We start from the raw sequence: 23939 nt of genomic DNA, 5'->3' as shown, positions 1-23939 counted from the left end.
CCTAACAGTATTTCGATTATTCAACTCCCGAAGTGTCGCGTCACTGGACTGCCGCACCGGAACAGCGCTAGCCTGCCAACCATTACTCAATAATTTGCCTAGGAGGTCGGCGTGTCCCATCCGTTCCGTACCGCGATCGAGTCGAGGGATCTCGACGCCGTGGAAGCACTCCTCGCCGAGAACGTGGTGTTCACCAGCCCCGTGGCCTTCGCGCCGTACGAGGGCAAGCCGGTGACCGCGGCGATCCTGCGCGCGGTGCTGCGCGTGTTCGAAGACTTCCGCTACGTCGGTGAGCTCGCCGGCGCAGAGGGACGCGACCACGCGCTGCGGTTCGAGGCCACCGTCGACGGATTGCAGCTGACGGGCTGCGACTTCCTGCACATGGACGCCGACGGTCGCATCGACGAGTTCACGGTGATGGTCCGCCCGCTCTCGGCGGCCAAGGCGCTGGCCGCGCGCATGGCCGAGCAGTTTCCACGGATCCAGCAAGAGGCCCGCGAAGCGATCGAGGGCACTGCCTCGGTCTGAGTGCGCCGACGGCCGGCGGGCCGGTCGCGGGAGATCCCCCGCCCGGATCAATGATCGGCTGGCAACTGGTCACGCACGCCGACGAAGCAATCTTCTGACTGGAAACGGAACCGCCGCGCCCCGGATGCTCAGGGGCGCGGCGGTTTCCATCTGTCCACCTCGCAGACCGTGGGCGGACGGCACCGCAGCTCCGGATGCGGCCCTGGCCGATGTGCTGGATCCGTGTGTGCCCGATGGCCCGGCGACGTCGATCGTTGTGCGGGGGAGACGACTCGCTGGACCCGGTAGCGGAGGACGCCGGGCGACGCCGTAAACATCACCGCCGGTCGGGCGTCGAGGTCCCTTCGCGGCTCGTTCGGTAGCTCGAGATGCCCGCCGGGTGCGAGCGGGTAGTGCCGGATTCGCGCGCTTGACCGATTGTTGCTTGCTGCAAGTAACTGGATATATAGTTGCTTTCTGCAAGTAAACGAGTGGAGGAGGGTGGTGTGGGGGTTTCGGGTGAGACAGCCGAAGGGCTGATCAAGGAGCTGTATCTGATCGGGCGGGCGATCCGGGCGACCCTCCTGCATCCCGAGGAGGGCGAGATGTTGCCCGGCGGGGTGGGGGTGCTGGGGACGGTCGAGGTCAGGGGACCGTGCCGGCAGGTGGATCTGGCGGGGGAGCTGTGCATCAGCGCGTCGGTGCTGAGCAGGCACGTCGCCGAACTCGTCGCGGCCGGATACCTGGCGCGCGACGCCGACCCGGAGGACGGTCGCGCCACGCTCATCCACGTAACCGACGCCGGGCGTGCACTGCTGCGCCGGGTGCGCGCCTCGCGCGCCCGCGGCCTGCAAGCCGCCCTCGACGGCTGGAGCGACGAGGACGCCGCCGCAGCCCTCGACTCGGTCCGCGAACTCAGGAACTCACTGGCCGCCCACGCGCACCGCGACGCGGAGCGCCCGGCCGCAACCAGGAATCGGGAAGTGTAAGTGTCGAATTCAACCCAACCCCCGGCGATGACCCATCGCGAAGTGCTCGAGGCGATGACGGGCCTGCTGGCCGCCCTGTTCACGGCGCTGCTGAGCACCACGATCGTCGCCACCGCCCTGCCGACGATCATCGGCGACCTACAGGGCTCGCAGACCGCCTACGCCTGGGTCATCACCTCGGCGCTGCTGGCCAACGCCGCCTCCACCCCGCTGTGGGGCAAGCTCGCCGACCTGTTCAACAAGAAACTGCTGGTCCAGCTCGCGATCGTCATCTTCGTGGCGGGTTCGGTGCTGGCCGGTGTGGCGCACAACGTGCCCGTGCTGCTGGCCGCCCGCGTGATCCAGGGCGTCGGCATGGGCGGGCTGACCGCGCTGGTCGTGGCCATCATCGGCTCCATCGTCGCCCCGCGCGAACGCGGACGGTACTCCGGGTACATGGGCGCGGTGATGGCGGTGTCGATGTCGGGCGGGCCGATCCTGGGCGGCGTCATCGTCGACAGCCCGCTGGGCTGGCGCTGGTGCTTCTTCGTGTGCGTGCCGCTGGCGGTGATCGCGCTGATCCTGGTGCAGCGCACGCTGCGCCTGCCGACCGAGCGCAAGGAGGGCGTCTCCATCGACTGGCTCGGCGCCGCCCTGCTCACCGCGGGTGTCTCGGTGCTGCTGATCTGGGTGTCGTTCGCGGGCAAGGCCGGCTACTACGCGTGGTTCTCCCGGGAATCGGCGCTCTACGTCGGCGCGGGTGTGCTGCTGCTGGCCGCGACCGTGTGGGTGGAGTCCAAGGCGAAGTCGCCGGTGGTGCCGCTGCCTATCGTCACCGAGCGCACCACCGGCCTGGCGATCATCGCCTCGGTGGCCGTGGGCATCGGCCTGTTCGGCGCGACGACATTCCTCGGCCAGTACTTCCAGACCTCGCGCGGTTTCTCGCCGACCATCGCCGGCGTGCTGAGCATCCCGATGGTGGCGGGCATGCTGATCGCCTCGGTCGCCTCCGGTCAGCTGATCACGCGGTTCGGCAAGTGGAAGGCGTTCGTGGTGTCGGGCGCCGGTCTGCTGGTGGTCGGGTTCGGCCTGCTGTCGACCATCGATCACGCCACCAACCTGTGGCTGGTCGGCGCCTTCATCACCGTCGTCGGTCTCGGCGTCGGCATGATGATGCAGAACCTGGTGCTGGCCGTGCAGAACACCGTCAGCGTGCACGATATCGGCGCCGCCTCCAGCAGCGTCGCGTTCTTCCGCACGTTCGGCGGCGCGATCGGCGTCTCGGTCCTCGGCTCGGTGCTGGCCACCCGCGTGAGCGAACTGTCGACGGAGGGCTTCGCGAAGCTGGGCATCGGCGGCGCGGCCGAGGGCGGCAGCAACCTCGACATCGGCGCGCTGCCCGAGCCCATCGCGACCGTGATCCGCGCGGCCTACGGTGACGCCACGGGCCGCATCTTCCTCATCGCCGCGGTGGCCACCGTGGTGGCGCTGATCGCGACGGCGCTGCTGCCGAACCGTCCGCTGCGCCGGACCGTCGACATCGACCCGGAACTGGACCCGATGCGCGAGCACGAGCCCGAGCCGGTGGGTGCGCGCTCGGCGTAGGAACGACCGAGGCGGGCACGGGCGGTTCGCCGTCCGTGCCCGCCGGGTAGTCGTAGGTGCGGGGAATGACTGTCGCCCCGAACCGAAAGCGGTGCGGCGGCGAGAACCCTCGGCTGGGACCATCCCCCGTAATCGGCCGCCTTCCGCACGCGGTGGGCCGGGGCGAAAACGTCGCGGTCGCGTCGCGCGCTGCCCAGCGAGCGCCGCCGGCGGCCACGGCGATCATGGCCGGTCTGTTCATCCTGTTCTTCGGTCTGATCGCGCTCGGGATCCTCGGACTCGGGGTGGTCCGGACGAGAAACGACGTCTTGCGCGGCACCATCGAGCCGGGCGACCCAGGGGCGGTGCTCGCCCTGCTGTTCGTGGCGAGCATTGCGGCGCTGTGGCTGGGCTCCGGAACCCTGCTGCTGATGGGCCGCAAGGCCGGGTGCATCCTCACGATCGTCTGCGCCGTGCTGTCCTGGGGCATCCTCGTCCTGATCTGCGTGGGCATCGGCTCGACCGGCGCTTTCGGCCCGCTCGCGGTGTTCGTGCCGCTGACGTTCCTCTACACCGGTGTGCTGGTCTGCGCGGTGGTGCCCGCCACCAAGCGCTGGGTGCACCATCGCGTCGCGCTGCGGCAGGCGCGTCGGGCGCGGTAAGGCGCGTCCGCCCGGCCACTGTGCGCTCAATGCGTGCGCGCCGAGTCGCTTCCGTCGGGCCGCTACGCGCTGACTCACGCCTCGCCGGCCGCCGAGCGCAGACCCCGCCCGCTACGAACTATGCAGCGCCGCAAGCAACGTCGTGAGAATCGAGGCCCGTCGCGCCCCGCTTCGGAGCACGGCCGACACCGGGATGCGCAGCGGTTTGCCCGACAGCATGAGGGTCGCGATTCCCTCGGTCGGGCTGTTGGCGTAGAGGATCGTCCAGGCGTCGGGCCGGTTGATCAGCTCCATGGTCGCGGTGTGGTCGGGCGGGATCGGCGGGCCGTAGGTGGGCCCCGAGGGCTGGTCGGCGAACGCGGCGCGCACCACGTTGTGCAGCAGGACCTGTTCGGATTCCGGCGGCAGCAGCAGCGGGAAGCCGCTGAGGTCGGTCAGCGTGACGTCGGTACGGCCGGCCAGCGGATGCATGGTCGAGGTCGCGATCACCAGATCCTCCACCCACAACTGCTCGACGGTGAGACCGGGCTGTTCCACGCTGCCGCGGATGAGCGCGAGGTCGCAGTCCCCGTCGGCGACGGCGGCGATCCGCTGGCGGAACGGCTTGATCACGAACTCGATCTCCGCCCCCGGATGCGCCTCGCGCGCCCCGGCGATGGCCGAGAGCGACCGGGTGGCGAACGACATGTTGGCGGCCAGCCGCACGCGCGGGCGCGACGTGCGTACGGCCGCGCGGATGGCCGATTCGAGGCTCAGCATCTGCTTGGCGAGCGGCAGCAGGCGCACACCCGCGTCGGTCGGCGACACCGATCGGGTCGAGCGCTCGAACAACTGCACCCCGAGGTCGTGCTCGAGCCGGGCGATCTGATGGCTGATCGCGGACTGTGAGATGAAGCACCGGGTGGCCGCCCGGCTGAAGCTCAGCTCCTCGCACACCGCGACGTAGTAGGTGAGCTGGCGGAGCTCCATAGTTGATCTCCATTCATGAGCGATGCAGATAAGAGTCATCTAAATTATGCGCCCCATCGGGTGAAATATCTCGGAACTCGATAACGGTTCTTCATGAGAGAAGAGATGTTCACGAGATCGACCGGGGAGATGTGAGGATGCGAGACAAGGGTCCGGTACGGGTGCTCGACACCGCGGAGCCGGAGTTCGCGAGTGTGGTGATCGTCGGATCGGGGTTCGGCGGGCTGGCGGCCGCCAAGCAGCTGGCCAAGTCGGGGGTGGACTACGTCCTGCTCTCGGCCACCCCCGAGCACTTGTTCCAGCCGCTGCTGTACCAGGTCGCCACGGGTGTGCTGTCGGCCGAGGAGATCGCGCCGCCGATCGCGACCATCGTGCGCCGCCATGGCGGCGAGGCCCGCCTGGGCAAGGTTGTGGCGATCGACGCCGACGCCGCCGAGGTGACCTACGAGACTCCCGAGGGCAGGCGCGTGCTGCGCTACGGCTCGCTGATCGCCGCCACCGGCGCGAACCAGTCGTACTTCGGCCGTGACGATTTCGCGGAGAAGACCTTCGCCCTCAAGACCATCGACGACGCGAAACGACTGCGCGCCCAGATCGACCGCGTCTACCGCGAGGCCGCCGACGCCGATCCCGAGACCAGGCGCCGCCTGCTCAGCTTCGTGGTGGTCGGCGCGGGCGCCACGGGCGTGGAGGTCGCGGGCCAGCTCGCGGAACTGGCGAAGCGGTACTACAAGAAGGACGTCACCGTCACGCTGGTCGAGGGCGCGGGCGAGGTGCTGCCCCCGTTCGGCGGCGGGCTGTCGGAGTACGCGAAGGAATCGCTCACCAAGGGCGGCGTCGAGGTGCTGCTCGGCACGTTCGTCACCGACATCGAGCCGGGCAAGGTCACCGTCAAGGACAAAGAGGGCGTGGAGCGCCGCATCGCCGCCGAGACCGTCGTGTGGTCGGCGGGCGTGCAGGCCAGCGGTTTCACCCGGGTCCTCGCCGAGGCGACGGGCGCCGAGACCGACCGCGCGGGCCGGCTGCTGATCAACCCCGACCTGACCGTCGGCGGCCACGCCGACATCTACGCCATCGGGGACATGACCTCGCTCAACGGCTACCCCGGCCAGTCGCCGGTGGCCATGCAGGAGGGCAGGCACGCCGCCGACATCATCCGGCGCGAGATCCCCGCGGGCACTCCGTTCCGGTACTGGGACAAGGGCAGCATGGCGGTGATCCGCCGCCGCAGCGCCATCGCCAAGCTCAACGACAAGATCGGCTTCCGCGGCCTGATCGCCTGGTACATGTGGCTCGCGGTGCACCTGTTCTACCTGGTGGGCTTCCGCAACCGCTTCATGGCCGTGCTCTCGTGGCTGGTGTCGTTCACCGGCAACGGCAGGCCGGGCTTCGCGGAGATCGAGAAGGAGAAGCGGGCCGAGGCGCCCCGAGCGCGGGAACGCATAGCCGCCTGAGATCCGCCCCGAACGCCCTCGGTTCGCCGGGGGCGTTCGTGTGTCGTGAACAGGGAAAAGGCGCGATTGCGGCGCGGGGGCGCGAACGGGACGCATCGCGCCGGTGAACGCTCGGTGTGACCGCGATCTCGTTCACCGAACCGGCATCGACGCGACACTTCGAGGTCGCTGGGGCGCAGTCTCGGACTGGCTTCATCACGGATATGACTATTTCGTCCGTGTTGACGGCCCCGGCTCGCCCGACGGACTCGGGGGCGGAACGGTCTCGCTACTCGCTCGTCGTGTCCTCCGACGCCGACCACCGGGAGGCGGCGCAGCGGCTGCGCTACGGCGTGTTCGCCGCCGAACCCGGCTTCCAGATCCCCGACGACGGCACCGGCCGCGACGCCGACCGGTTCGACGACCACTGCGACCACCTGCTGGTGCGCGACGAGGCGACCGACAGCTTCGTCGGTTGCTACCGCATGCTGCCCCCGGACAAGGTCGCCGCGGCGGGCGGCTACTACACCGCCACCGAATTCGATCTCACCCAGCTCGATCCCGAAGGCCAGCGGATCGTGGAGATGGGGCGGGCCTGCGTGGTGCCCGAGCACCGCAACGGTTCGGTGCTGACCCTCATGTGGGCGGGCATCCTGCACTACATCCAGCTCACCGGCTACGAGTGGGTGATGGGCTGCGTGTCCGTGCCCATGCGCGACACCCCGGCCGACGAGCCGGGCGTGAACGTGCGCGGCGTGCGGGACCTGCTGCTCGGCAGGCACGCCTCGGACCCGGAACGCCGTGTGCGCCCGCACAATCCGGTGATCGTCGACGGACGCACCCTGGACGAGCTCACCCCGCCCGCGCGGCCCAAGCTGCCGCCGCTGCTGCGTGGCTACCTGCGCCTGGGCGCGGAGATCTGCGGTGAGCCCGCGCACGATCCCGATTTCGCGGTGGCCGACTTCGTCGCGCTGCTGGGCCTGGACACCATCAACACGCGCTACCTCGAGCGGCTGCAAGGCGCGGCCGCGTCGTTGGACGGAGGACGGTGAGTACCCATGGTTTTCGACGCGCCACCCGCACAGGCTGTCCACGCGTGGATGCCGTCGAGCCCCTGCGGGCCCGGCTGCATCGAGCCGACCGATGAGATCGGGACGGCCGGGGTGGTGGTCCGCGCCCTCGGTGTGGCGGGCTTGCTCCTGACCTACCCGGTGGGTCACCTCGCCACGCCCGCCGCGCATCGCGAGGAGCTGCAACGCAAGTACGCGCGAGTGTTATTGCGCTGCATGGGAATGCGGTTGCGCGTGGTCGACAACCGGGTGCCCACCGAGCCCGTGCCGGCCGAACGGGCGGTGGCCGCGCGGATCGGGGCCGAACGGGCGGCGAACGCCGCCGCGCGCTACGCCGACACCGGAACCGGGGTGCTGGTGGTGACCGGACACGTCGGCTGGTCGGATGTGGTGGCGCTGGCGGCGGTGCAGCCGCTCGGGTTCGTGGCGCGCGCCGACCTCATCGACTGGCCCGTGCTCGGCGCGCTGGCCCGGCTGATGCGCGTCATCCCGATCGAGCGCGAGCGCCTGCGCGCACTGCCCGGCATCGTGGAGCAGATCGCGGACCGGCTCGCGGCGGGGGAGCGGGTCGCCGTGTTCCCCGAGGGCACCACGTGGTGCGGGCGCGCCTACGGCAGCATGCGGCCCGCCCTGTTCCAGGCGGCGATCGACACCGGCACCTACGTCCAGCCGGTGCGCCTGCGCTACCTCGACCGGCACGGAACCCAGTGCACCGTACCGGGATTCGTCGGTGAGGATTCCTTCGGCGACTCCGCGGGGCGCATCTTCCGCTCCCGCGGCATCACCGTCGAAATCGTCCTGGAGGCACCGGAATACCCCGGCACCGACCGTCGCGACCTCGCCCGCCGCTGTGAGCGGGCCGTGCGCGGCGCGGGGCGCCCCCGCCACGGCCGCGACTCGGCGACCTGGATCGAGGCGACCACCACCCGCGTCCAAGACCCGGCGCCCGTGGACGCGGCCGTCCCGGACCCGCCGATGCCGGCCCGCCCGGGTCTGCACCGCCGAGCGCTGGCGGTACTGCGGGGACGTTCGCATGGGGCGGCCTGAGCCGCAACGGAGGCTGCCACCTTCGGCCTCGGACATGGGCACGCCCGTTGCCCCCGGAGACGGTCTGATGGGGCCCGTCGCTGAGGAACACCAAGGCCGTGGCCATGGGCTTCTCGACTGACTCGGAGGCGACAGGTCCGACCGATCCAGTTGCGGTGGGAGGGTTTTCGTGCCGGTGCCGGTTGTCGGCCGAGAGGTGAGCGGCGGCGATCACCCCAGGCCGATCCCCCCGCTAGCGGGCAGGTGATCGTCGAAGGCCCTGTGTATCAGCGGGATACGCCGACCTCGGTGCGCCGTAGGTGGTCGGCGAAGCCGGGTTCGAGATCGGGCCACTGCATGCGGGTTCGGACGTCGGCCAGCACTTTCTTGTAGGTCTTGGCGTCGACGTAGCCCGCGTGCCGGGCGGAACTCACCATGCGCAGTCCGCCCGAGAGGTCGGGGTGGTGGGTGGCGATGAGGTGGTCGAAACGGGCCGCCGCGGCGGGCCGGTCGGTCTGGTCGCGCAGGTACTGAGCGAGGACGTGGGAGATGTTGTCGAACAACGTGTAAGCGCTGGAGTTGACCTCCAGGAAGCCGAGCGTGAACAGGTTGCGGTGGCGCCGGTTGAACGCGGTGAGGTACTGCGCGGGGCGATCGCCGTTCCAGGAGAACAGATCCGGGTCGGCGTAGGGGATGCGCATCTCGTACCCCGTGGCGTAGAGCACCACGTCGACGCGTTCGCGCGACCCGTCGGCGAACACCACGTCGGGGCCGTCGAACCGGGCGATATCGGGCTTGGCGGTGATGTCGGCGTGCTGGAGATGGTGCAGCAGTTGGGAATTGAGTAGCGGGTGCGATTCGAACAGCTTGTGGTCGGGCTTGGGCAGGCCCCAGCGGGTGACGTCGCCGACCAGCAGGCGCAGCAGGCCCGCCAGCACCGGGCGCTCGATCCAGCGCGGCAGACTCGCCCCCGATTCGTCGAGCTGGTCCGCCGGGACGCCGAAGATGTGCTTGGGCACGATGTGGTAACCGCGCCGCACGCTGATGAACGCGGCATCCGCCGATTGCGCGGCGTCGCAGGCGATATCGGCGCCGGAGTTGCCGAGCCCGACCACCAGCACCCGCTTGCCCGCGAATTCCCGTGCGCTGCGGTGGGTTACGGCGTGCCGGATCTCGCCGTCGAACTCGCCCGGGTGGTGCGGAATGCGCGGGTGCCAGTTGGTGCCGGAAGCACAGATCACGCCCCGGTACCGACGGGGCGCACCACCGGCCGGGGTGACCAGCCAGCCGTCGCCGTCGGCCACGACGGAGTCCACCGCGGTGCCGAACTCGATGCCGTCGCGCAGGCCGAAGGTGTCGGCGAAATTCCTTGTGTATTCGAGGATCTGGCGGCGGCTCGGATAGTCGCCGAAATGGCCGGGCATCGGGAAGTCGTAGAAGCCCGACACATCGCGGGAGGAGATGAAATGCGCCGACTCGTACATCGGCGTGCCCGGGTTGTCGATATCCCAGAGTCCGCCGACGTCGGTGTGGCGTTCGAAGTGGTCGTAGTCGATGCCGTGCAGGCGCAGCATGCGGGCCGCGCTCAGTCCGGCGGGGCCCGCGCCGACGACGGCGACGGCCTGCTCACGCTGGATGATGGTCTCGGTCATGGTGACTCCCGTGGGTTCGAGCGGTGGTTTCAGCCGGCGGGGCGGGCGAGATAGCGCAGCCGGCCGCGTTCGCCGACGCGCTGGAGGGCGGGCAGGAGCACGGGCACGATCCGCGGCACGGCCTGCAACAGGCGGACCAGCACGCCGTCGGAGAAGGGGACGAAGACCTCCACGCGCCCCGTGCGCATCGCCGTGTCGACGCCGTCGGCGACCTCGGCCACGGTGGAGAGCTTGCCGACGAAATTCAGTACGCTGCCGCCGTTTTCGGCTTCGTGCCGCAGCATCGGGGTGTCGACGGCGCTCGGGTAGACACCCGAGACCCGCACGCCGGTCGCGCGCAGTTCGAGGTGCAGCGCCGCGAGGAAGCCGCGCAGTCCGGCCTTGGCGGCGGTGTAGGTGGCAGACCCGGGCAGCGCGAGCATGGCACCCTGCGACACGGTCGCCACGATGTGACCGGAGCCGCGGGCGCGCAGCGCGCGGGCCGCGGCCCTGGCGAGCGCGATCGCCGAGGTGAGCATCACGCGCAGTTGCAGATCGATGGCGCGCGGCGAGGTTTCGACGACGTCGCCGGGAATGATGATGCCCGCGTTGAGGAAACAGATCTCGAGGTCGGGGCCCCACTCGTGTTCGATGCGGTCCGCCAGCGCCGCGACGGCCGCGTCGTCGGCGAGATCGCAGGCCACCGGTTCGGCTGTCGGTCCGATCTGCCGGGCGGCTTCGGCGGCGAGTTCGCGGTCGCGCTCGACGGCCAGGACGCGGTGCCCGCGCGCCGCCAACCGCCGGGCGACCTCCAGCCCTATGCCGCCTGCCGCGCCCGTGACCAGCGCATATGTGGATTTCGTCATGCTTCTCCTTCGGCGCGATACGATTCGGTCACTCGAACAGGTCGACTGACCGAATTCCGTCGAGGATAGGCGGCGCGCGGGCGGCCCGCCAGTGTTTCGTGTTACGAATTGGTCAAACGTCCAGAAATGTCGGGCCGCGCGGCTCAGTAGGCTGCGGCGGTGTGCCCGTGCCACGTCGGCGGTGCGGACGGAACGGAAGGGGCTGCGCGTGACGCGATTGAAGGCCGAGCAGCGGCGGCGCCTGCTGGTCGACGCGGCGTTCACCGTCATGGCGCGCGACGGGGTCGCGGCGGCCAGCACGCGTGCGATCTGCGCCGAGGCCGGGATGCCGCAGAGCGCGTTCCATTACGTGTTCCGGTCCAAGGAGGAGCTGCTGCGCGAGCTCACCGCGGTGGTGGTGAACGCGCAGACCGCCGCGCTGGACGATCTCGACGTCACCGCGACCACCCTGCGCGGCATGGTGCACGCGGCGTTCGAGCACCTGCTCGCCGCGACCGTCACCGAACCGGGCCGCCAGGCCGTCCTCTACGAACTCATGCTGCTCGACCTGCGCGCCGAGGACGATCCGGGCGCGCTGGGCCGCTGGCAGTACCGCCTCTACACCGAACGCGCGACCGCCCTGCTGGGCGCGCTGACCAGGCGTTTCGGCGTGCGCTGGCGCGTGCCCGTCCCGGCCTTGGCTCGCATGGTCGCCACCTCCATCGACGGGGCGGTGTTGGCGTGGCTCGCGGATCGTGACACGGAGACGGCTGGTGAATCGCTGCGTGCGCTGGCCGAAGCGGTAATCGGGTTGGCGGAGGGTTCGTCCGATGGTCGGGAGTGAGGACCGCCTACTCCGTATCCAGCCGATCCAGTAGTTCGACCGCCGCGCGCGCGTACTCACCGATCCAGCGGTCGTAGATGCGTTTGATCGGCAGCGGGGCCAGGGAGAGGTGGCGCTCGCGGCCGATCTTGCGCCCCGTGACGAGTTCGGCGGATTCGAGCACGCGCAGGTGCTGCAACACGGTGGTGCGGTCGAGGTCGGGGAAGCGCGCGCACAGTTCACCGGTGGTCAGCGGCGATTCCTTCAGTGCGTCGAGCATCCCGCGCCGCGTTGCGGAAGCGAGTGCCTTGAACACCGCGTCATCGTCGGAGGTCTTGTCCGCGCGCTCTGACATGTTGTAAATTTACAACATGACAGCTACCGACGCACTCACCGAGATCTCCTTCACCGTTTCGGGGCGGATCGCGCGCCCCTGCGCCGAGGTGTACGAAGCCGTCGCCGACCCGGCCCAGCTCTCCAAGTACTTCACCACCGGCGGCGCGCGGGGCCGCCTTGAACCCGGCGCCGACATCACCTGGGACTTCCACGATTTCCCCGGCGCGTTTCCCGTCGAAGTGGTGGAGGCGATTCCCCCGCGACGCATCGTGATCCGCTGGGAGGGTGAACACACCGCGGGCGAATCCGGCAAGACCACAACCACTTTCGAATTCGAGCCGCTCGACGGCGACACCCGCACCCTGGTCACCATCACCGAATCCTCCTGGCGCCCCACCCCCGAGGGCGTGAAGAGCGCGACCGGCAACTGCGAAGGCTGGACCGGCATGCTCGCCGCCATGAAGGTCTGGCTCGAGCACGGCATCGTCCTGCGCGAAGGCTTCTACGCCTGACGGGTGGCCGCGCGATTCGCGGAGGTGGCCGATCGCGCGTCGGCACGCCTCGGTGTGCCAGGCGAATCCTCGTGGTGGCTGGCCGGTTCCGGCTAGGAGCTCCCCGCGAGCACCTCGCGCAGCTTGGCGGCGAAAGCTTCCGGCTGGCCCGCGTAGCCGAATTCGCCGTCCATGAAGCCGCCGTGGTGGCTGGGGAAGACCACGGCCTCGGTGCCGAGGAATGCGGCGGTCGCGAGCGCCGTGCGGCCGGTCTCCACGTCGAGGGATTCCTCGCCGACGGCGATCACCAGGCGGGTGGGGGCGGATTTCAGGGCGTCGACGTCGGGGCGGTAGTCGCTGACGGCCCAGGCGAGGTCGGAGAGCAGGGGATTGTCCCGGGTGCCGTCGTCCTCGGTGGGCATGCCGAGCTGGGCGGGATCCGGTGGGGGAGTGGCGAAGTAGTCGTCGGTATAGGGGCCCGGCCACGAGGTCATGGCGATGAAGGCAGCCATGCCGGCCCCGAAACCCTTCGCCCGGTAGGCCTCGGTGACGGCCGCGCGGGCGCGCGCTGCGGGCTCGGCGTCGGGGAGCAAGGTGATCAGCGGCGGCTCGTGCGCGACGAGGGTGAGCACGTCGCCGGGATGGGCCGCGACCAGCGCGAGGCCGACGATCGCGCCGCCGCTGCTGCCGAACAATTCGACCGGCCCCGCGCCGAGCGCCTCGATCAGCGCGTGCACATCGCCCGCCTGCACAGTGGGCGAGTGTGTTTCGACCCCGTCGGACCGCACACTGCGACCGAGTCCGCGCGGGTCGTAGGTCACGACCGTGCGCTCCGGGAACCGGGCCACCAGCGCGCGGAAGCCGCTCGCGTCCATCGGCTGGGCGATCAGCACCAAGGGTGGCCGCCCGTCGGCGGTGGGCAGCGGACCGTGCACGTCATAGGTCAGGTCGACCCCGTCGAGCTCGAGTACGTGAGTCGTCATACGGGTGTAGACGACGCCCGGAACGAAAACTCATCGGTGCGAATTCGCAGGCCGGTCGGACGACCTGACTGCGAGCGGGGGACGGTCGCGACGTGCGGCGTCCTCGCCCGGGAATTTGTGCCACTACTCTCCGGCGGCACAGGCTGGTTCGAGTAGGCGGCCCGGCGACAGTTCGCGCTCCGCGACCGCCGGCTCGGAATCCGTGGCCGGTTCACGTTGAAGTTCGGACGCTACCGATCTCGGGCGGTGCGAAGCCCGGCTTCCATCTCGTCCAGCTCCGCGAGAACCCGCGCCAGACGCTCGCGATCGGTGTCCTCCAGACGCACCGCGCGGGCGCGCGCCAACGCATGCTCGGCGGCCTCGAAATCCTCCGCGCGCAGCGCGAGTTCGGCTCGGTAGGTGAAGGATTCGACGAGTTCGGCCGGGGTGGCGGTGTCTTTGTCGCGCTCCAATGCGGCGTCCAGGATCTCCGCCGCGCGGACGTGTTTGCCGTGGGAGTCACCCATGACGATCGCGCGGCGCAGGGATGTGGTGAGTTTGGTCGCGGCCGGGTCGGCGGGGGTGGGGGACGGGTCGTCGGTCATGAAGCGGACCCAGTTGCCGCCGGGGTCGATGACGGTGAAACCGGTGCGGTTGCCGTCGTTCTTGCGGATGCGGGGACGGGTCATGCGGGGGATGCCGGAGACCAGGAGTTTGCCGTGGACGCGGCGCATGCCCGCCGCGAACGAGTCGAACAGCGCGCCCGTGTCGGACACCAGGACTCCGCAGGTGCCGTAGGAATCCTCGGGGTCGAAACCGGGGATGCCGAAGAAATCGAGCCGGATGTCCTCGCGGCGCAACGACACGTACGGGTTCGGGACCTTCTGGTAGTAGGCGCGAGAGAAGCCGAGCATGGTGTAGAACTCGACGATCTCGTCGATGGAGGGGCAGGGGAGCATCGGCACCATGGTCTCGTTCGCCACGATGTCCTCCTCACTTCGGTGATCGGGTTGCCTTGGGTGCGAAGGTCATTCGCGCTCGCCGGCCATGGTGAACGCGCCGTCCTCCAGGCGGCGGATGAGCCGGCGCGTCCATTCCGCGCCGTTGTCGGCGGTGCGCAGCCACAGCGAGATCACCTCGCCGACCGGCCCCCACGCGTCGAGATCGGCTTCGCCGGGCAGGTGGGCGGTGATGCTCGCGCGCCACTCGTCCATCGCGCGGGCGCGGGCGCGCAGCATCTCCAGCGCCTGATCGCGGGGGAGGTCTTCGATCAGGCCGACGGCCGCGCCGAGCACGTCGAGACCCGGCGCGTGATCGGTGAGCGCGCGGCCCAGCAACGCGAGGTATTCGCGCTCGCCCGCCTCGGTGAGCTCGTACTCGATCCGCGGCGGCCCGCCCGCCTCCGAGGGCGCCGTCTCGTGCGCGATCAACAGTCCCTGTCGCGTCATGCTCTTGAGCGCGTGATACACCGAACCCGAAGTGGCCGTGGACCATTCGTGCGCGCCCCACGACTCCAGATCCGCGCGGATCTGATACCCGTGCGCCCGCCCCCGCCTGCGCAACGCGCCTGAGACCAACAGCCGTACCGAGTTCACAACCTTCCTTCCGAGCGATTAGCCAAATTTGGCTAATCGCGAGGCTACACCGGACCGCGCAAGATCACTAGCCTCGGAGGTACGCGCCCGTTGCTCTCGATCGCCGTCGACGCCGCTCTCGCACTCGCCGCGTGCTCCGCCGATTCCGAGCGCGGCGTCCGTGGCGGCCCAGGTGGACGTACCCGGCGCCGCCGCGGTTCAGCCGATTCGCTCGCCCGTCTCCGGGTCGAACAGGTGGACCGTCGCGTCGGACCGCTTGCGCAGCCGGACCGCGTCGGCGAGCTTGGCCGGGATGCGCGGCAGCGACCGGGCGACCAGCTGGGTGCCGGGGGCCGGGTGGCCGTAGATGTAGGCCTCGCTGCCCAGATCCTCGATGAGGTCGATGACGATCTCGATGCCCTCGCCCTCGGACAGCTCCAGCTGTTCGGGGCGGATGCCGACGGTGACCTCGCTCAGCCCGGCCTCGTGCAGCAGGGTCAGCTGGTCGCGCTCGAGTTCCAGCGTGGCCTTCTCGCCGATGCGCACGCCCTCGGCGGTGATCGGCGCGGTCATCAGGTTCATCGCGGGCGAGCCGATGAACCCGGCGACGAACGCGTTGGCCGGACGGTCGTAGAGCTCGGTGGGCGAGGCGAACTGCTGGAGCCTGCCGTCGCGCAGCACCGCCACGCGGTCGCCCATCGTCATCGCCTCGACCTGGTCGTGCGTGACGTAGACGGTGGTGGTGCCGAGCCTGCGCTGCAACGCCGCGATCTGGGTCCTGGTCTGCACGCGCAGCTTCGCGTCCAGGTTGGACAGCGGCTCGTCCATGCAGAACACCTTCGGCTCGCGCACGATCGCGCGGCCCATCGCCACCCGCTGGCGCTGCCCGCCGGACAGCTTGGCGGGCTTGCGATCCAGGTACTGGGTGAGGTCGAGCAGGCGCGCGGCCTCCTCGACCTTGGCCCGGCGCTCGGCCGTGGGAACGCCGCGCAACTTCAGCGCGAAGCCCATGTTCTCGGCGACCGTCTTGTTCGGGTACAGCGCGTAGTTCTGGAACACCATCGCGATGTCGCGGTCCTTCGGCGCGACGCCGACCATGTCCTTGCCGCCGATCTCGATGGTGCCGTCGTCGATGTCCTCGAGCCCGGCCAGCATGCGCAGCGCGGTGCTCTTGCCCGAACCGGAGGGCCCGACCAGCACGACGAATTCGCCGTCGGCGATGTCGAGATCCAGCGAATCCACCGCGAGTCGATCCGAACCCTCGTAGATGCACGAGGCGTTGCGGTAGGTGATCGTTGCCATGAGTGAAATGCCTTCCGGGAACGGGGATTACTTGATTGCGCCGAAGGACAGGCCGCGGACCAGCTTGTTCTGCGCCAGCCAGCCGCACAGCACCACCGGCAGCGCGGCCAGGGTCGCCGCGGCGCACAGCTTGGCCCAGTACAGGCCCTCACCGGCGATGAAACCGACCATGAACACGGGCATGGTCTGGGCGCGCACCGCGGTGAGGCTGACGGCGAAGAAGAATTCGTTCCACGAGAAGATCACGCAGATCAGCGCCGTCGCCGCGATGCCGGGGGAGACCAGCGGCAGGATCACCTCGCGCACCGAGCGCCACAGGCTCGCGCCGTCCAGGCTCGCCGCCTCCAGCAGTTCGCCGGGCACCTCGAGGAAGAACGAGCGCATCATCCAGATCGCGATCGGCAGGTTCATCGCCGTGTAGAGCACGACCAGGGCCCAGATGTTGTCCAGCAGGCCGATATTCGACACGATCACATACAGCGGCACGATCGCCGCGACGATCGGCAGCATCTTGGTGCTGATGAAGAAGAACAGCGCGTCCTGGGTCTTGGCCACCGGCCGCAGCGAGAGCGCGAACGCCGCGGGCACGCCGAGCAGCAGCACCAGCGCCGTCGAAATGCCGGTCGCGAACAGGGAATTCAGGAATCCGGTGCCGACGCCCTGGTCGAAGACCGCGCGGAAACCGTCCAGCGTGGGGCTGAACACCACCTTGGGGGTGGTGGTGTAGGCGTCGACCTCCTGTTTGAAAGCGGTGAGCACCATCCAGAACACCGGGAAGAAGAAGCCCAGCCCGGCGATCCAGGCGATCACGCCCCAGGGTTCGAACTTGCGGCGCTTGACCTTGTTCGCGCGCCCCGCCGTGGTGGTTGCGGTACTCATCACGCTGCCTCTTCCTTGCCGGTGAATGTCTTGAAGATCAACCGCAGTGCGAAGTTGGCGATCACCAGGGTGAAGATCACGACGATCACGCCCATCGCCGCGGCCTGGCCGATGTCGAAGCCCAGGAAGGCGCGCTGGTAGATGTAGAACGGCAGGTTGGAACTGGCCGTGCCCGGCCCGCCCTGGGTGATCATGTAGATCGCGTCGAAGGTGTTGACCAGGTAGATCGCGCCCAGCACGGTGCCGAGTTCGATGAACCGGCGCAGGTGCGGCAGGGTGAGTTCGCGGAACAGCTGGAACGCGCCGCCGCCGTCCACGCGGCCCGCCTCGAGCACGTCGCGCGGCATCGATTGCAGGCCGGCCAGGATCAGCAGCATCATGAACGGCGTCCACTGCCACACCAGGTTGATCATCACCGCGGCGAGCGGGAAGCGGCTCACCCAGTCGACCTCACCCACCCCGAACGGGGAGAGCACGAAGTTGACGATGCCGAACACCGGGTCGAGCATGGCGGTCTTCCACAGCAGCGCGCCCGCCACCGGAGTCACCAGGAACGGTGTGATGAGCAGTGTGCGAACGATGCCGCGGCCCAGGAAGACCCGGTCCAGCAGCAGCGCCAGCAGCAGGCCGAGCACCACCGAGATGAGCACCGTCCCCACGATGAGGATCACGGTGTTGAACGCGACCTGCCAGAACGTGCTGTCGACCACCACGTCGAGGTAGTTGCGCAGCCCCACGAAGTGACGCGAGCCCGGCCGCACCAGATTCCACGACAGCGTGGAGTAGTAGAGGGTGAACAGGAACGGGATCTGGGTCACCACGATCATGAAGATCAGGGCGGGCAGCAGCGGTCCGCGCCTGCGCCACCCTTCGGCGCGAGAGATGGTGGTGTTCTTCGACTTCCGGATCGCGGCGACGCGGTCGGCCTGGGTGCGCGGACTGTGTTCCTGCGGGGTCTCCGGGGCGATGGCGGTCATGACGTCTCCTGATAGGTGCGGCCGACGGACTGCGCGTAGTCCTGGGCTTGCTCGAGCGCGGCGGAGACCGATTTCTGGCCGGCGATCGCGGCGCTGATCTGCTGGCTCACCCGGGTGCCCAGGTCCTGGAACTCCGGGATGGCCACGAATTGGATTCCGGTGTAGGGCACCGGATCCAGCGTCGGCTGGTTCGGGGTGGCGTTGCCCAGGGAGTCGAGGGTCAGCTGACCGTAGGCGGCCGAGGCCTCCTTGTACTCCGGGATCTCGTAGGTGGAGAGCCTGCTGCCCGGCGGTACCCGCTCCCAGCCGAGTTCGGTGCCGACCAGCTGGATGTAGTCCTTGTCGGTCATCCAGGAGATGAATTTCCATGCCGCGTCGGGCTTGTCGCTGCTCACCGGGATGCCCAGCGACCAGGTGTAGAGCCAGCCGGGGCTGGCCTTGTCGACCTTCGGGGCCATCGCGTAGCCGATCTTGCCCGCCACCGTGGAGGAGTTCGGATCCTCCAGCACCGACACCGCCGAGGTGGCGTCGTACCACATCGCGGTGCGGCCCTGGCCGAATTGCGTGGCGCACTCGTTGAATCCGCTCGTCGCGGCGCCGGACTGGCCGTAGTCGCGCAGCAGGTCCACGTAGAACTGCACGGCGCTCTCGGTTTCCGGGCTGGTGAGCTGGGCGTTCCAGTCGTTATCGAACCAGCGGCCGCCGAAGGTGTTGATCACCGTGTTCACCGGCGCCAGCACCTCACCCCAGCCGGGCTTGCCGCGCAGGCAGATTCCCGACATGTCGGGCGAATCCAGTTGGCGCGCCGCGTCGGCGACCTGCTGCCACGTGGGTTCGCGCGGCATGGTGATGCCCGCCTGGTCGAACAGGTCCTGCCGGTACATCAGGAACGAGGACTCGCCGTAGAACGGCACCGAGTACATATCGCCCTCGTAGGACAGGGATTCGCGTAGCGAGGGGATGAAATCGTCGGCGTCGTAACCGGGCGTCTGGTCGATGTAGTCGGAAAGATTGACCAGCCAACCGTTTTCGGCCCACTGCGGGGTCTCGTAGTTGCTGATCATCACCACGTCGAACTCGCCGCCGCCCATCGCGGTGGAGGCGGTGATCTTGGCCCGCGCCTGATTCTCCGACAGCGTGACGAAACGCAGGTCCACACCGGGGTTCTCGGCTTCGAAGCGGTCCGAGAGCGCGCGGGCGTCGGTCATCTGGGAGTTGGACACCATGGCGATGGTGACGGTCTGATCGGTCGTGCCGAGCGTTCCCGCACCGGCGCAACCCGCCGATGCCAGCAGCGCGACGGCCGCGAGGCAGCCCGCGGTGCGGCGCCGGACACGTCGTTGTGTTTTCACGGTCAACTCATCCTCACTGATCCAACAGATAACGGGCACAGTCGATATCGCAGACGAGCAGCTTGGCCAGGCCGCCGCGCACCGCGCCGAGGATGGCGCGGTGGCGGCCCGCGCCGCCGGCGATCAGGATCGTCTTGGGACAGGCCCGGATGTCCTCCAGCGGCACCGAGAGGGTGCGCTCCTGCAGGCCGCTGTCCACCGGTGTGCCCTCGGCGTCGAAGAACCGGCCGCCGATCTCGCCCACGGCGCCGAGATCGAGGAGTTCGTCGAGGGTTTCGGCGTTCAGGAAGCTGCCTTCGAACAGCGTGGTCGCGGTGGAGGCGGGGCCGACGCCGAAGAGCATCGCGTCGGCGGTGCGACCGGCCTCCAGCGTCTGCGAGAGCATCGAATCCGCGCGCAGCGAGGCCACGGTGGCCGCGTCGGCGTAGAGCGGGGCGGGCAGGCGGACGATGTCGGCCTGCAACATCTGGGCGCAGCGGCCCAGGATGAACTCGGTGCCGGTCTGGTAGTCGGCGGTGGTGATCGCGCCGTCGAGCTGCACCACGGCGCGGCAGGTGGCCAGCCCCGAGGTGAGCGCCATCGCGACGGCCGCCTGCTCCGGGCCCCAGGTGATGCCGAGGACATCGTCGGGCGCGAGGCGTCGCAGCAGCAGCGCGGCGGCGGCCCGTCCGATGCCGGTGTAGAGCGACGGGTCGCCGGGCGGCCCGGGGTCGAAGCGCGGCGCGGCGACCACCACGGCCTCGGTGAGGCCGAAGCGGCGTTCCAGCTCGCGTTCCTCGTCGGCGTGCAGGTCGTCGCGCAGGCCGGGCGGGATGACCACCTCGATGCGGACCAGTCCGTTGGCCTTGGCGCGCGCCACCAACCGGCCCGCGGTAGGGCGGGAGACGCCGAGGCGCTTGGCGATCTCGGCCTGGGTGAGGCCGTCGAGGTAGTACATGGTCGCGGCGCGCAGGGCCAGGCGCAGCTCGTCGGGTGCGTTCGCGCCCTGGCCGCCCTCGGCCGCCGGAACCGCCACCTCTGTCACCGTCGACCTCCGGATGCTCCGCGCCTCAGGCCGATTCTCGGTGAGCATGTGCTCAGTAGCCTGAGTAGATGCTCAATACGCTAACATGTGGACTGTGACGTACACAACACCTTCGCCGGGCGCGCGGATGCGGGCGGCGGTCCTGGTCGCGCCGGGACGCATCGAGATCGAGAAGCGGCCGGTGCCCGCGCCCGCGCCGGGTGACGTGCTGGTCCAGGTGACGGCGGTGGGGGTGTGCGGGTCCGACACGCACTACTTCCGGCACGGGCGCGTCGGCGATTTCGTCGTCGCGCAACCGCTGGTGCTCGGGCACGAGGCGGCGGGCCGGATCGTCGGGGTGGGTGCCGGCGTCGACGCGAGCCGGATCGGGCAGCGGGTCTCGATCGAGCCGCAGCGGCCCGACCCGAGCAGCGCCGAGACCCGTCGCGGTGACTATCACCTGTGCCCGCACATGCGGTTCTTCGGGACGCCGCCCGTCGACGGTGCGTTCTGCGATTACGTGACCATCGGCGCCGACTTCGCGCACCCGGTGCCCGACAGCGTGTCCGACGAGGCGGCGGCGCTGTGCGAGCCCCTGTCGGTGGCGCTCGCGGCCGTGCGAAAAGCGTTGATATCCGGTGGTTCTCGCGTGCTGATCACCGGTGCGGGGCCCATCGGCCTGCTCACCGCGCAGGTGGCGCGCGCCTGCGGGGCGGTGGAGATCGTGGTGAGCGATCCGGACGCCGCGCGACGGGAGCGGGCCGTGGCCTCTGGAGCGACCACGGTGTGCGAGCCGGGCGACGACCTCTCCGGCCTGCGGGCGGATGCGTTCATCGACGCCTCCGGTGCCGCCTCGGCCGTCGTGGCGGGCATGGGGGCGGTGCGCCCGGCGGGCACGGTGGTGCTGGTCGGGTCCGGTGCGAGCAGTATGGAACTGCCGACCCAGCTGATCCAGAACCGGGAGCTGACGGTCACCGGCGTGTTCCGCTACGCCCACACCTGGCCCGCGGCGATCGCGCTCACGGTGACGGGCAGGATCGACCTGGACGGGTTGGTGACCGCGCGGTTCCCGCTCGAACGGGTCGCCGAAGCGCTGGACGCCGATCGCGTGCCCGGCAACGTCAAGACGGTGGTGGAGGTGTCATGAGGCTCGACGCGAAAACCTTGCCGGAGATCGGCATTCCCGCACCCGAGTACGACCGCGCCGGAATCGGCGTCGGCATCGTGCATTTCGGTGTCGGCGGCTTCCATCGCGCCCACCAAGCCGTCTATCTGGACCGGTTGATGAACGCGGGAGAGGCGCGGGAGTGGGGCATCTGCGGGGTCGGGGTGCTGCCCGGCGACCGGCGGATGGCCGACGCGCTCACCGTGCAGGACGGGCTGTACACGCTGCTCGTCGAACATCCCGACGGCACCCGGTCGGCCCGCGTGATCGGGTCGCTGGTCGACTACCGGTACGCGCCCGACGATCCCGAGTCGGTCGTCGAACTGCTGGCCGCGCCGTCCACCCGGATCGTGTCGCTCACCATCACCGAGGGCGGGTACGACATCGACGCGGCGGCGGATGCCGAGGTCTCCGTATTCGGTTTGCTCACAGCGGGATTGGCGCGTCGGCGGGAGCGCGGGGTGCCCGCGCCGACCATCGTGTCGTGCGACAACATCGAGGGCAACGGCGTGGTCGCGCGCCGGGCGCTCACCGGGTACGCCGAACGGATCGATCCGGGCCTGGCCGCGTGGATCGCCGCCGAGGTGCGGTTCCCGAGTTCGATGGTCGACCGCATCACCCCCGCCACCACCGAGTCCGTGATCGACGCCGTGGCAACGGAATTCGGCGTGGCAGACCGGTGGCCGGTGGTGGCCGAACCGTACTCGGCATGGGTGCTCGAGGACGACTTCGCCGACGGCAGGCCGCCGCTGGCGGACGCGGGCGTGCTGCTGGTGGACGATGTGACGCCCTACGAATTGATGAAGCTGCGGCTGCTCAACGCCGGGCACCAAAGTCTGTGCTACTTCGCCTATCTTGCTGGATACCGGCTCGTCCACGAGGCGGCGGCCGACCCGCTGTTCGCCGAATTCGTCGGCGCCTACATGGAATACGAGGCCACACCCACTCTGCTGCCGGTGCCCGGAATCGACCTCGCCGACTACCGGCGCACGATCCTGCGCCGCTTCGCCAACCCCGGCATCGCCGACACCGTCGAGCGGCTGTGCGCGTGGTCGTCGGACCGCATACCGCAGTGGTTGCTGCCGGTCGTCCGCGCCAACCTGGCGTCCGGGGGCTCGGTGCGCCTGGCGGCCGCCACGGTCGCGTCGTGGGCGCGGTATGCCGAGGGGGTGGACGAGCACGGCGAGCCGATCCACGTGGTGGACCAGCTGGCCGACCGGCTGGTTCCGCTGGCGCGGTCGCAGCGGGACGATCCGATCGCCTTCCTCACCGACACCGCCGTCTTCGGCGATCTGGCCGAGCAGCCGCGCTTCGTGGACGCGTATGTGCGCGCGCTGGACTCCCTGCACCGTCATGGTGCTCGGGAGACGTTGGCGCACTTGATCTCCGAGGTGACGGTATGAACGGCGCGCTCGTCGTGGGCGAGGCACTGATCGACGTCGTCGTGCGCGACGGGCGGATTCGCGACGAACACGTCGGCGGCAGCCCGCTCAACGTCGCGGTCGGACTCGCGCGGCTCGGCAGGCCCGTCGACTTCCGCACCCACCTCGGACCGGATCTGCACGGCGACGACGTGGTCGAGTACATCACCGCCTCCGGAGTCCGGCTGCCGCCCGGACGCTCCGCCGCGCGCACCTCCACCGCGATCGCCACCCTGGACGAAAACGGCTCGGCCGACTACGAATTCGACCTCGACTGGGACCTGCCGGTGCCCTCGGACCTCGGCGATCCACGGGTGATCCACACCGGTTCCATCGCCTCGGTCCTCGAACCCGGGTGCCATGCCGTGGCCGAAATGCTGCGCGCAGGAAGGACATCGGCGACGATCACCTACGACCCGAACGTCCGGCCGTCGATCATCGCCGACGAGGACGCGGCCCGCGCGCGCATCGCCGACCTCGTCGCGTTGAGTGATGTGGTCAAGGTCAGCGACGAGGACCTGCACTGGTTCGATCCGGACCGGACCCCGGAGGAGGTCGCCCGCGACTGGTTCGCCTCCGGCCCGGCGCTCGTCGTCGTCACCATGGGCGGCCGCGGCGCCTTCGCGGTGAGCGGTACGGGCCTGGTGACAGTGCCCGCCTACCCGGTCGACGTGATCGACACCGTCGGCGCGGGAGACGCCGCCACCGCGGGCCTGCTCGACGCCCTCTGGTCCGCCGACCTCCTCGGCGCCCACCGCCGCCCCGCCCTGGCGGACATCGACACGACCACCGTCGCCCGCATCCTCCGCACCGCCACCCTCAACTCCGCTCTCACGGTCGCCCGCGCCGGCGCCGACCTCCCCGACCGCGCCACCCATGACGCCGCCGCGGCCCGCTTCGCCGGATTGTCCGGCTGACGACCGGGCGTGCGGAGCGGCACGATCGCGTCCGCCCAAGGT

The 23939-nt window shown here is 69.7% G+C and carries 24 protein-coding genes; 12 read left to right on the top strand and 12 right to left on the bottom strand.

The genetic code is table 11. The features are described 5' to 3' along the window. Nucleotides 1-111: 111 nt before the first annotated feature. The 4 genes from DFR74_RS04920 (at nucleotide 112) to DFR74_RS04905 (ending at nucleotide 3721) form a co-directional block, all read left to right on the top strand. Nucleotides 112-528, top strand: a complete 417-nt coding sequence (locus DFR74_RS04920; protein ID WP_067510317.1) for a nuclear transport factor 2 family protein — start codon at nucleotides 112-114, stop codon at nucleotides 526-528. Nucleotides 529-1013: 485 nt separating this feature from the next. Continuing rightward, the gene (locus tag DFR74_RS04915) at nucleotides 1014-1496 is read left to right on the top strand and encodes a MarR family winged helix-turn-helix transcriptional regulator (RefSeq protein ID WP_067510319.1); all 483 of its coding nucleotides are present in this window, start codon (nucleotides 1014-1016) and stop codon (nucleotides 1494-1496) included. A 27-nt stretch (nucleotides 1497-1523) separates the two neighbouring features. After that, nucleotides 1524-3080 (top strand): MDR family MFS transporter, encoded by a 1557-nt coding sequence (locus DFR74_RS04910; RefSeq protein ID WP_067510321.1) that lies wholly within the window; start codon nucleotides 1524-1526, stop codon nucleotides 3078-3080. A gap of 224 nt (nucleotides 3081-3304) precedes the next feature. After that, entirely contained in the window at nucleotides 3305-3721 is a 417-nt protein-coding gene (locus DFR74_RS04905; protein ID WP_147265738.1) for a hypothetical protein, read from the top strand. Between the two features lie 111 nt (nucleotides 3722-3832). On the opposite strand, the gene DFR74_RS04900 is transcribed toward DFR74_RS04905, so the two are convergent. After that, on the bottom strand, nucleotides 3833-4690 hold the full coding sequence (locus DFR74_RS04900) for a LysR family transcriptional regulator (RefSeq protein WP_067510325.1): 858 nt from the start codon (nucleotides 4688-4690) through the stop codon (nucleotides 3833-3835). A 137-nt stretch (nucleotides 4691-4827) separates the two neighbouring features. On the opposite strand from DFR74_RS04900, the gene DFR74_RS04895 reads away from it, so the two are divergent. The 3 genes from DFR74_RS04895 to DFR74_RS04885 all read left to right on the top strand — a co-directional run bounded on the left by DFR74_RS04895 (nucleotide 4828) and on the right by DFR74_RS04885 (nucleotide 8240). Continuing rightward, on the top strand, nucleotides 4828-6144 hold the full coding sequence (locus DFR74_RS04895; protein ID WP_067510327.1) for an NAD(P)/FAD-dependent oxidoreductase: 1317 nt from the start codon (nucleotides 4828-4830) through the stop codon (nucleotides 6142-6144). A gap of 203 nt (nucleotides 6145-6347) precedes the next feature. After that, nucleotides 6348-7175, top strand: a complete 828-nt coding sequence (locus DFR74_RS04890) for a GNAT family N-acetyltransferase (protein ID WP_067510463.1) — start codon at nucleotides 6348-6350, stop codon at nucleotides 7173-7175. Nucleotides 7176-7181: 6 nt separating this feature from the next. After that, complete coding sequence (locus DFR74_RS04885; RefSeq protein WP_232331775.1) at nucleotides 7182-8240, top strand: lysophospholipid acyltransferase family protein; 1059 nt, start codon at nucleotides 7182-7184, stop codon at nucleotides 8238-8240. A 266-nt stretch (nucleotides 8241-8506) separates the two neighbouring features. Here the strand turns inward: DFR74_RS04885 and DFR74_RS04880 are convergent, their stop codons facing one another. Together DFR74_RS04880 and DFR74_RS04875 are read right to left on the bottom strand one after the other, a co-directional pair. Further along, on the bottom strand, nucleotides 8507-9871 hold the full coding sequence (locus DFR74_RS04880; protein WP_067510331.1) for a flavin-containing monooxygenase: 1365 nt from the start codon (nucleotides 9869-9871) through the stop codon (nucleotides 8507-8509). Nucleotides 9872-9900: 29 nt separating this feature from the next. Beyond that, complete coding sequence (locus DFR74_RS04875; RefSeq protein ID WP_067510333.1) at nucleotides 9901-10716, bottom strand: SDR family NAD(P)-dependent oxidoreductase; 816 nt, start codon at nucleotides 10714-10716, stop codon at nucleotides 9901-9903. A 208-nt stretch (nucleotides 10717-10924) separates the two neighbouring features. Here DFR74_RS04875 and DFR74_RS04870 point away from each other — a divergent pair, with 208 nt between their 5' ends. After that, nucleotides 10925-11539, top strand: a complete 615-nt coding sequence (locus DFR74_RS04870) for a TetR/AcrR family transcriptional regulator (protein ID WP_147265737.1) — start codon at nucleotides 10925-10927, stop codon at nucleotides 11537-11539. 7 nt (nucleotides 11540-11546) lie between these two features. Here DFR74_RS04870 and DFR74_RS04865 read toward each other — a convergent pair whose 3' ends face one another. Then, the gene (locus DFR74_RS04865; RefSeq protein ID WP_067510335.1) at nucleotides 11547-11873 is read right to left on the bottom strand and encodes an ArsR/SmtB family transcription factor; all 327 of its coding nucleotides are present in this window, start codon (nucleotides 11871-11873) and stop codon (nucleotides 11547-11549) included. A 16-nt stretch (nucleotides 11874-11889) separates the two neighbouring features. Between DFR74_RS04865 and DFR74_RS04860 the strand changes: the two genes are divergently transcribed. Further along, complete coding sequence (locus DFR74_RS04860) at nucleotides 11890-12366, top strand: SRPBCC family protein (protein WP_067510338.1); 477 nt, start codon at nucleotides 11890-11892, stop codon at nucleotides 12364-12366. Nucleotides 12367-12458: 92 nt separating this feature from the next. Here DFR74_RS04860 and DFR74_RS04855 read toward each other — a convergent pair whose 3' ends face one another. The 8 genes from DFR74_RS04855 to DFR74_RS04820 all read right to left on the bottom strand — a co-directional run bounded on the left by DFR74_RS04855 (nucleotide 12459) and on the right by DFR74_RS04820 (nucleotide 20406). Beyond that, the gene (locus DFR74_RS04855; protein WP_067510340.1) at nucleotides 12459-13328 is read right to left on the bottom strand and encodes an alpha/beta fold hydrolase; all 870 of its coding nucleotides are present in this window, start codon (nucleotides 13326-13328) and stop codon (nucleotides 12459-12461) included. Nucleotides 13329-13558: 230 nt separating this feature from the next. After that, complete coding sequence (locus DFR74_RS04850) at nucleotides 13559-14290, bottom strand: hypothetical protein (RefSeq protein WP_067510342.1); 732 nt, start codon at nucleotides 14288-14290, stop codon at nucleotides 13559-13561. Nucleotides 14291-14335: 45 nt separating this feature from the next. Beyond that, complete coding sequence (locus DFR74_RS04845) at nucleotides 14336-14902, bottom strand: PadR family transcriptional regulator (RefSeq protein ID WP_067510344.1); 567 nt, start codon at nucleotides 14900-14902, stop codon at nucleotides 14336-14338. A 198-nt stretch (nucleotides 14903-15100) separates the two neighbouring features. Then, a complete protein-coding gene (locus tag DFR74_RS04840) occupies nucleotides 15101-16183 on the bottom strand; it encodes an ABC transporter ATP-binding protein (protein ID WP_067510348.1) in 1083 nt (360 codons plus the stop codon). A gap of 27 nt (nucleotides 16184-16210) precedes the next feature. Beyond that, nucleotides 16211-17062, bottom strand: coding sequence for a carbohydrate ABC transporter permease (locus DFR74_RS04835; protein ID WP_067510349.1), 852 nt, complete (start codon nucleotides 17060-17062; stop codon nucleotides 16211-16213). Then, nucleotides 17062-18039, bottom strand: a complete 978-nt coding sequence (locus DFR74_RS04830) for a carbohydrate ABC transporter permease (RefSeq protein WP_067510350.1) — start codon at nucleotides 18037-18039, stop codon at nucleotides 17062-17064. Before DFR74_RS04830 ends, DFR74_RS04835 begins: the two co-directional genes overlap by 1 nt. Continuing rightward, nucleotides 18036-19334, bottom strand: coding sequence for an ABC transporter substrate-binding protein (locus tag DFR74_RS04825; protein WP_439955904.1), 1299 nt, complete (start codon nucleotides 19332-19334; stop codon nucleotides 18036-18038). The genes DFR74_RS04830 and DFR74_RS04825 overlap by 4 nt, the downstream gene beginning before the upstream one ends. A gap of 70 nt (nucleotides 19335-19404) precedes the next feature. Next, entirely contained in the window at nucleotides 19405-20406 is a 1002-nt protein-coding gene (locus tag DFR74_RS04820) for a sugar-binding transcriptional regulator (protein WP_067510469.1), read from the bottom strand. 136 nt (nucleotides 20407-20542) lie between these two features. On the opposite strand from DFR74_RS04820, the gene DFR74_RS04815 reads away from it, so the two are divergent. From DFR74_RS04815 to DFR74_RS04805, 3 genes are read left to right on the top strand one after another with little or no spacing between them, the layout of a single operon-like run. After that, nucleotides 20543-21541, top strand: coding sequence for an NAD(P)-dependent alcohol dehydrogenase (locus DFR74_RS04815; RefSeq protein WP_067510351.1), 999 nt, complete (start codon nucleotides 20543-20545; stop codon nucleotides 21539-21541). After that, the gene (locus DFR74_RS04810) at nucleotides 21538-22962 is read left to right on the top strand and encodes a mannitol dehydrogenase family protein (protein WP_067510352.1); all 1425 of its coding nucleotides are present in this window, start codon (nucleotides 21538-21540) and stop codon (nucleotides 22960-22962) included. The genes DFR74_RS04815 and DFR74_RS04810 overlap by 4 nt, the downstream gene beginning before the upstream one ends. After that, nucleotides 22959-23897 (top strand): carbohydrate kinase family protein, encoded by a 939-nt coding sequence (locus tag DFR74_RS04805; protein ID WP_067510354.1) that lies wholly within the window; start codon nucleotides 22959-22961, stop codon nucleotides 23895-23897. Before DFR74_RS04810 ends, DFR74_RS04805 begins: the two co-directional genes overlap by 4 nt. Nucleotides 23898-23939 lie beyond the last annotated feature (42 nt).

The organism is Nocardia puris (assembly GCF_003315035.1).
Taxonomy (GTDB): domain Bacteria; phylum Actinomycetota; class Actinomycetes; order Mycobacteriales; family Mycobacteriaceae; genus Nocardia; species Nocardia puris.
This window is presented reverse-complemented; position numbering and strand designations above follow the sequence as displayed.

Bases quoted from the DNA above. Each gene is read 5' to 3' on its own strand.
- DFR74_RS04885 (WP_232331775.1), top strand. From the start codon at position 7,182: ATGGTTTTCGACGCGCCACCCGCACAGGCTGTCCACGCGTGGATGCCG.
- DFR74_RS04810 (WP_067510352.1), top strand. From the start codon at position 21,538: ATGAGGCTCGACGCGAAAACCTTGCCGGAGATCGGCATTCCCGCACCC.
- DFR74_RS04865 (WP_067510335.1), bottom strand. From the start codon at position 11,873: ATGTCAGAGCGCGCGGACAAGACCTCCGACGATGACGCGGTGTTCAAG.
- DFR74_RS04830 (WP_067510350.1), bottom strand. From the start codon at position 18,039: ATGACCGCCATCGCCCCGGAGACCCCGCAGGAACACAGTCCGCGCACC.
- DFR74_RS04840 (WP_067510348.1), bottom strand. From the start codon at position 16,183: ATGGCAACGATCACCTACCGCAACGCCTCGTGCATCTACGAGGGTTCG.
- DFR74_RS04900 (WP_067510325.1), bottom strand. From the start codon at position 4,690: ATGGAGCTCCGCCAGCTCACCTACTACGTCGCGGTGTGCGAGGAGCTG.
- DFR74_RS04905 (WP_147265738.1), top strand. From the start codon at position 3,305: ATGGCCGGTCTGTTCATCCTGTTCTTCGGTCTGATCGCGCTCGGGATC.
- DFR74_RS04855 (WP_067510340.1), bottom strand. From the start codon at position 13,328: ATGACGACTCACGTACTCGAGCTCGACGGGGTCGACCTGACCTATGAC.
- DFR74_RS04860 (WP_067510338.1), top strand. From the start codon at position 11,890: ATGACAGCTACCGACGCACTCACCGAGATCTCCTTCACCGTTTCGGGG.
- DFR74_RS04875 (WP_067510333.1), bottom strand. From the start codon at position 10,716: ATGACGAAATCCACATATGCGCTGGTCACGGGCGCGGCAGGCGGCATA.
- DFR74_RS04805 (WP_067510354.1), top strand. From the start codon at position 22,959: ATGAACGGCGCGCTCGTCGTGGGCGAGGCACTGATCGACGTCGTCGTG.
- DFR74_RS04880 (WP_067510331.1), bottom strand. From the start codon at position 9,871: ATGACCGAGACCATCATCCAGCGTGAGCAGGCCGTCGCCGTCGTCGGC.
- DFR74_RS04910 (WP_067510321.1), top strand. From the start codon at position 1,524: ATGACCCATCGCGAAGTGCTCGAGGCGATGACGGGCCTGCTGGCCGCC.
- DFR74_RS04895 (WP_067510327.1), top strand. From the start codon at position 4,828: ATGCGAGACAAGGGTCCGGTACGGGTGCTCGACACCGCGGAGCCGGAG.
- DFR74_RS04890 (WP_067510463.1), top strand. From the start codon at position 6,348: ATGACTATTTCGTCCGTGTTGACGGCCCCGGCTCGCCCGACGGACTCG.
- DFR74_RS04815 (WP_067510351.1), top strand. From the start codon at position 20,543: ATGCGGGCGGCGGTCCTGGTCGCGCCGGGACGCATCGAGATCGAGAAG.
- DFR74_RS04835 (WP_067510349.1), bottom strand. From the start codon at position 17,062: ATGAGTACCGCAACCACCACGGCGGGGCGCGCGAACAAGGTCAAGCGC.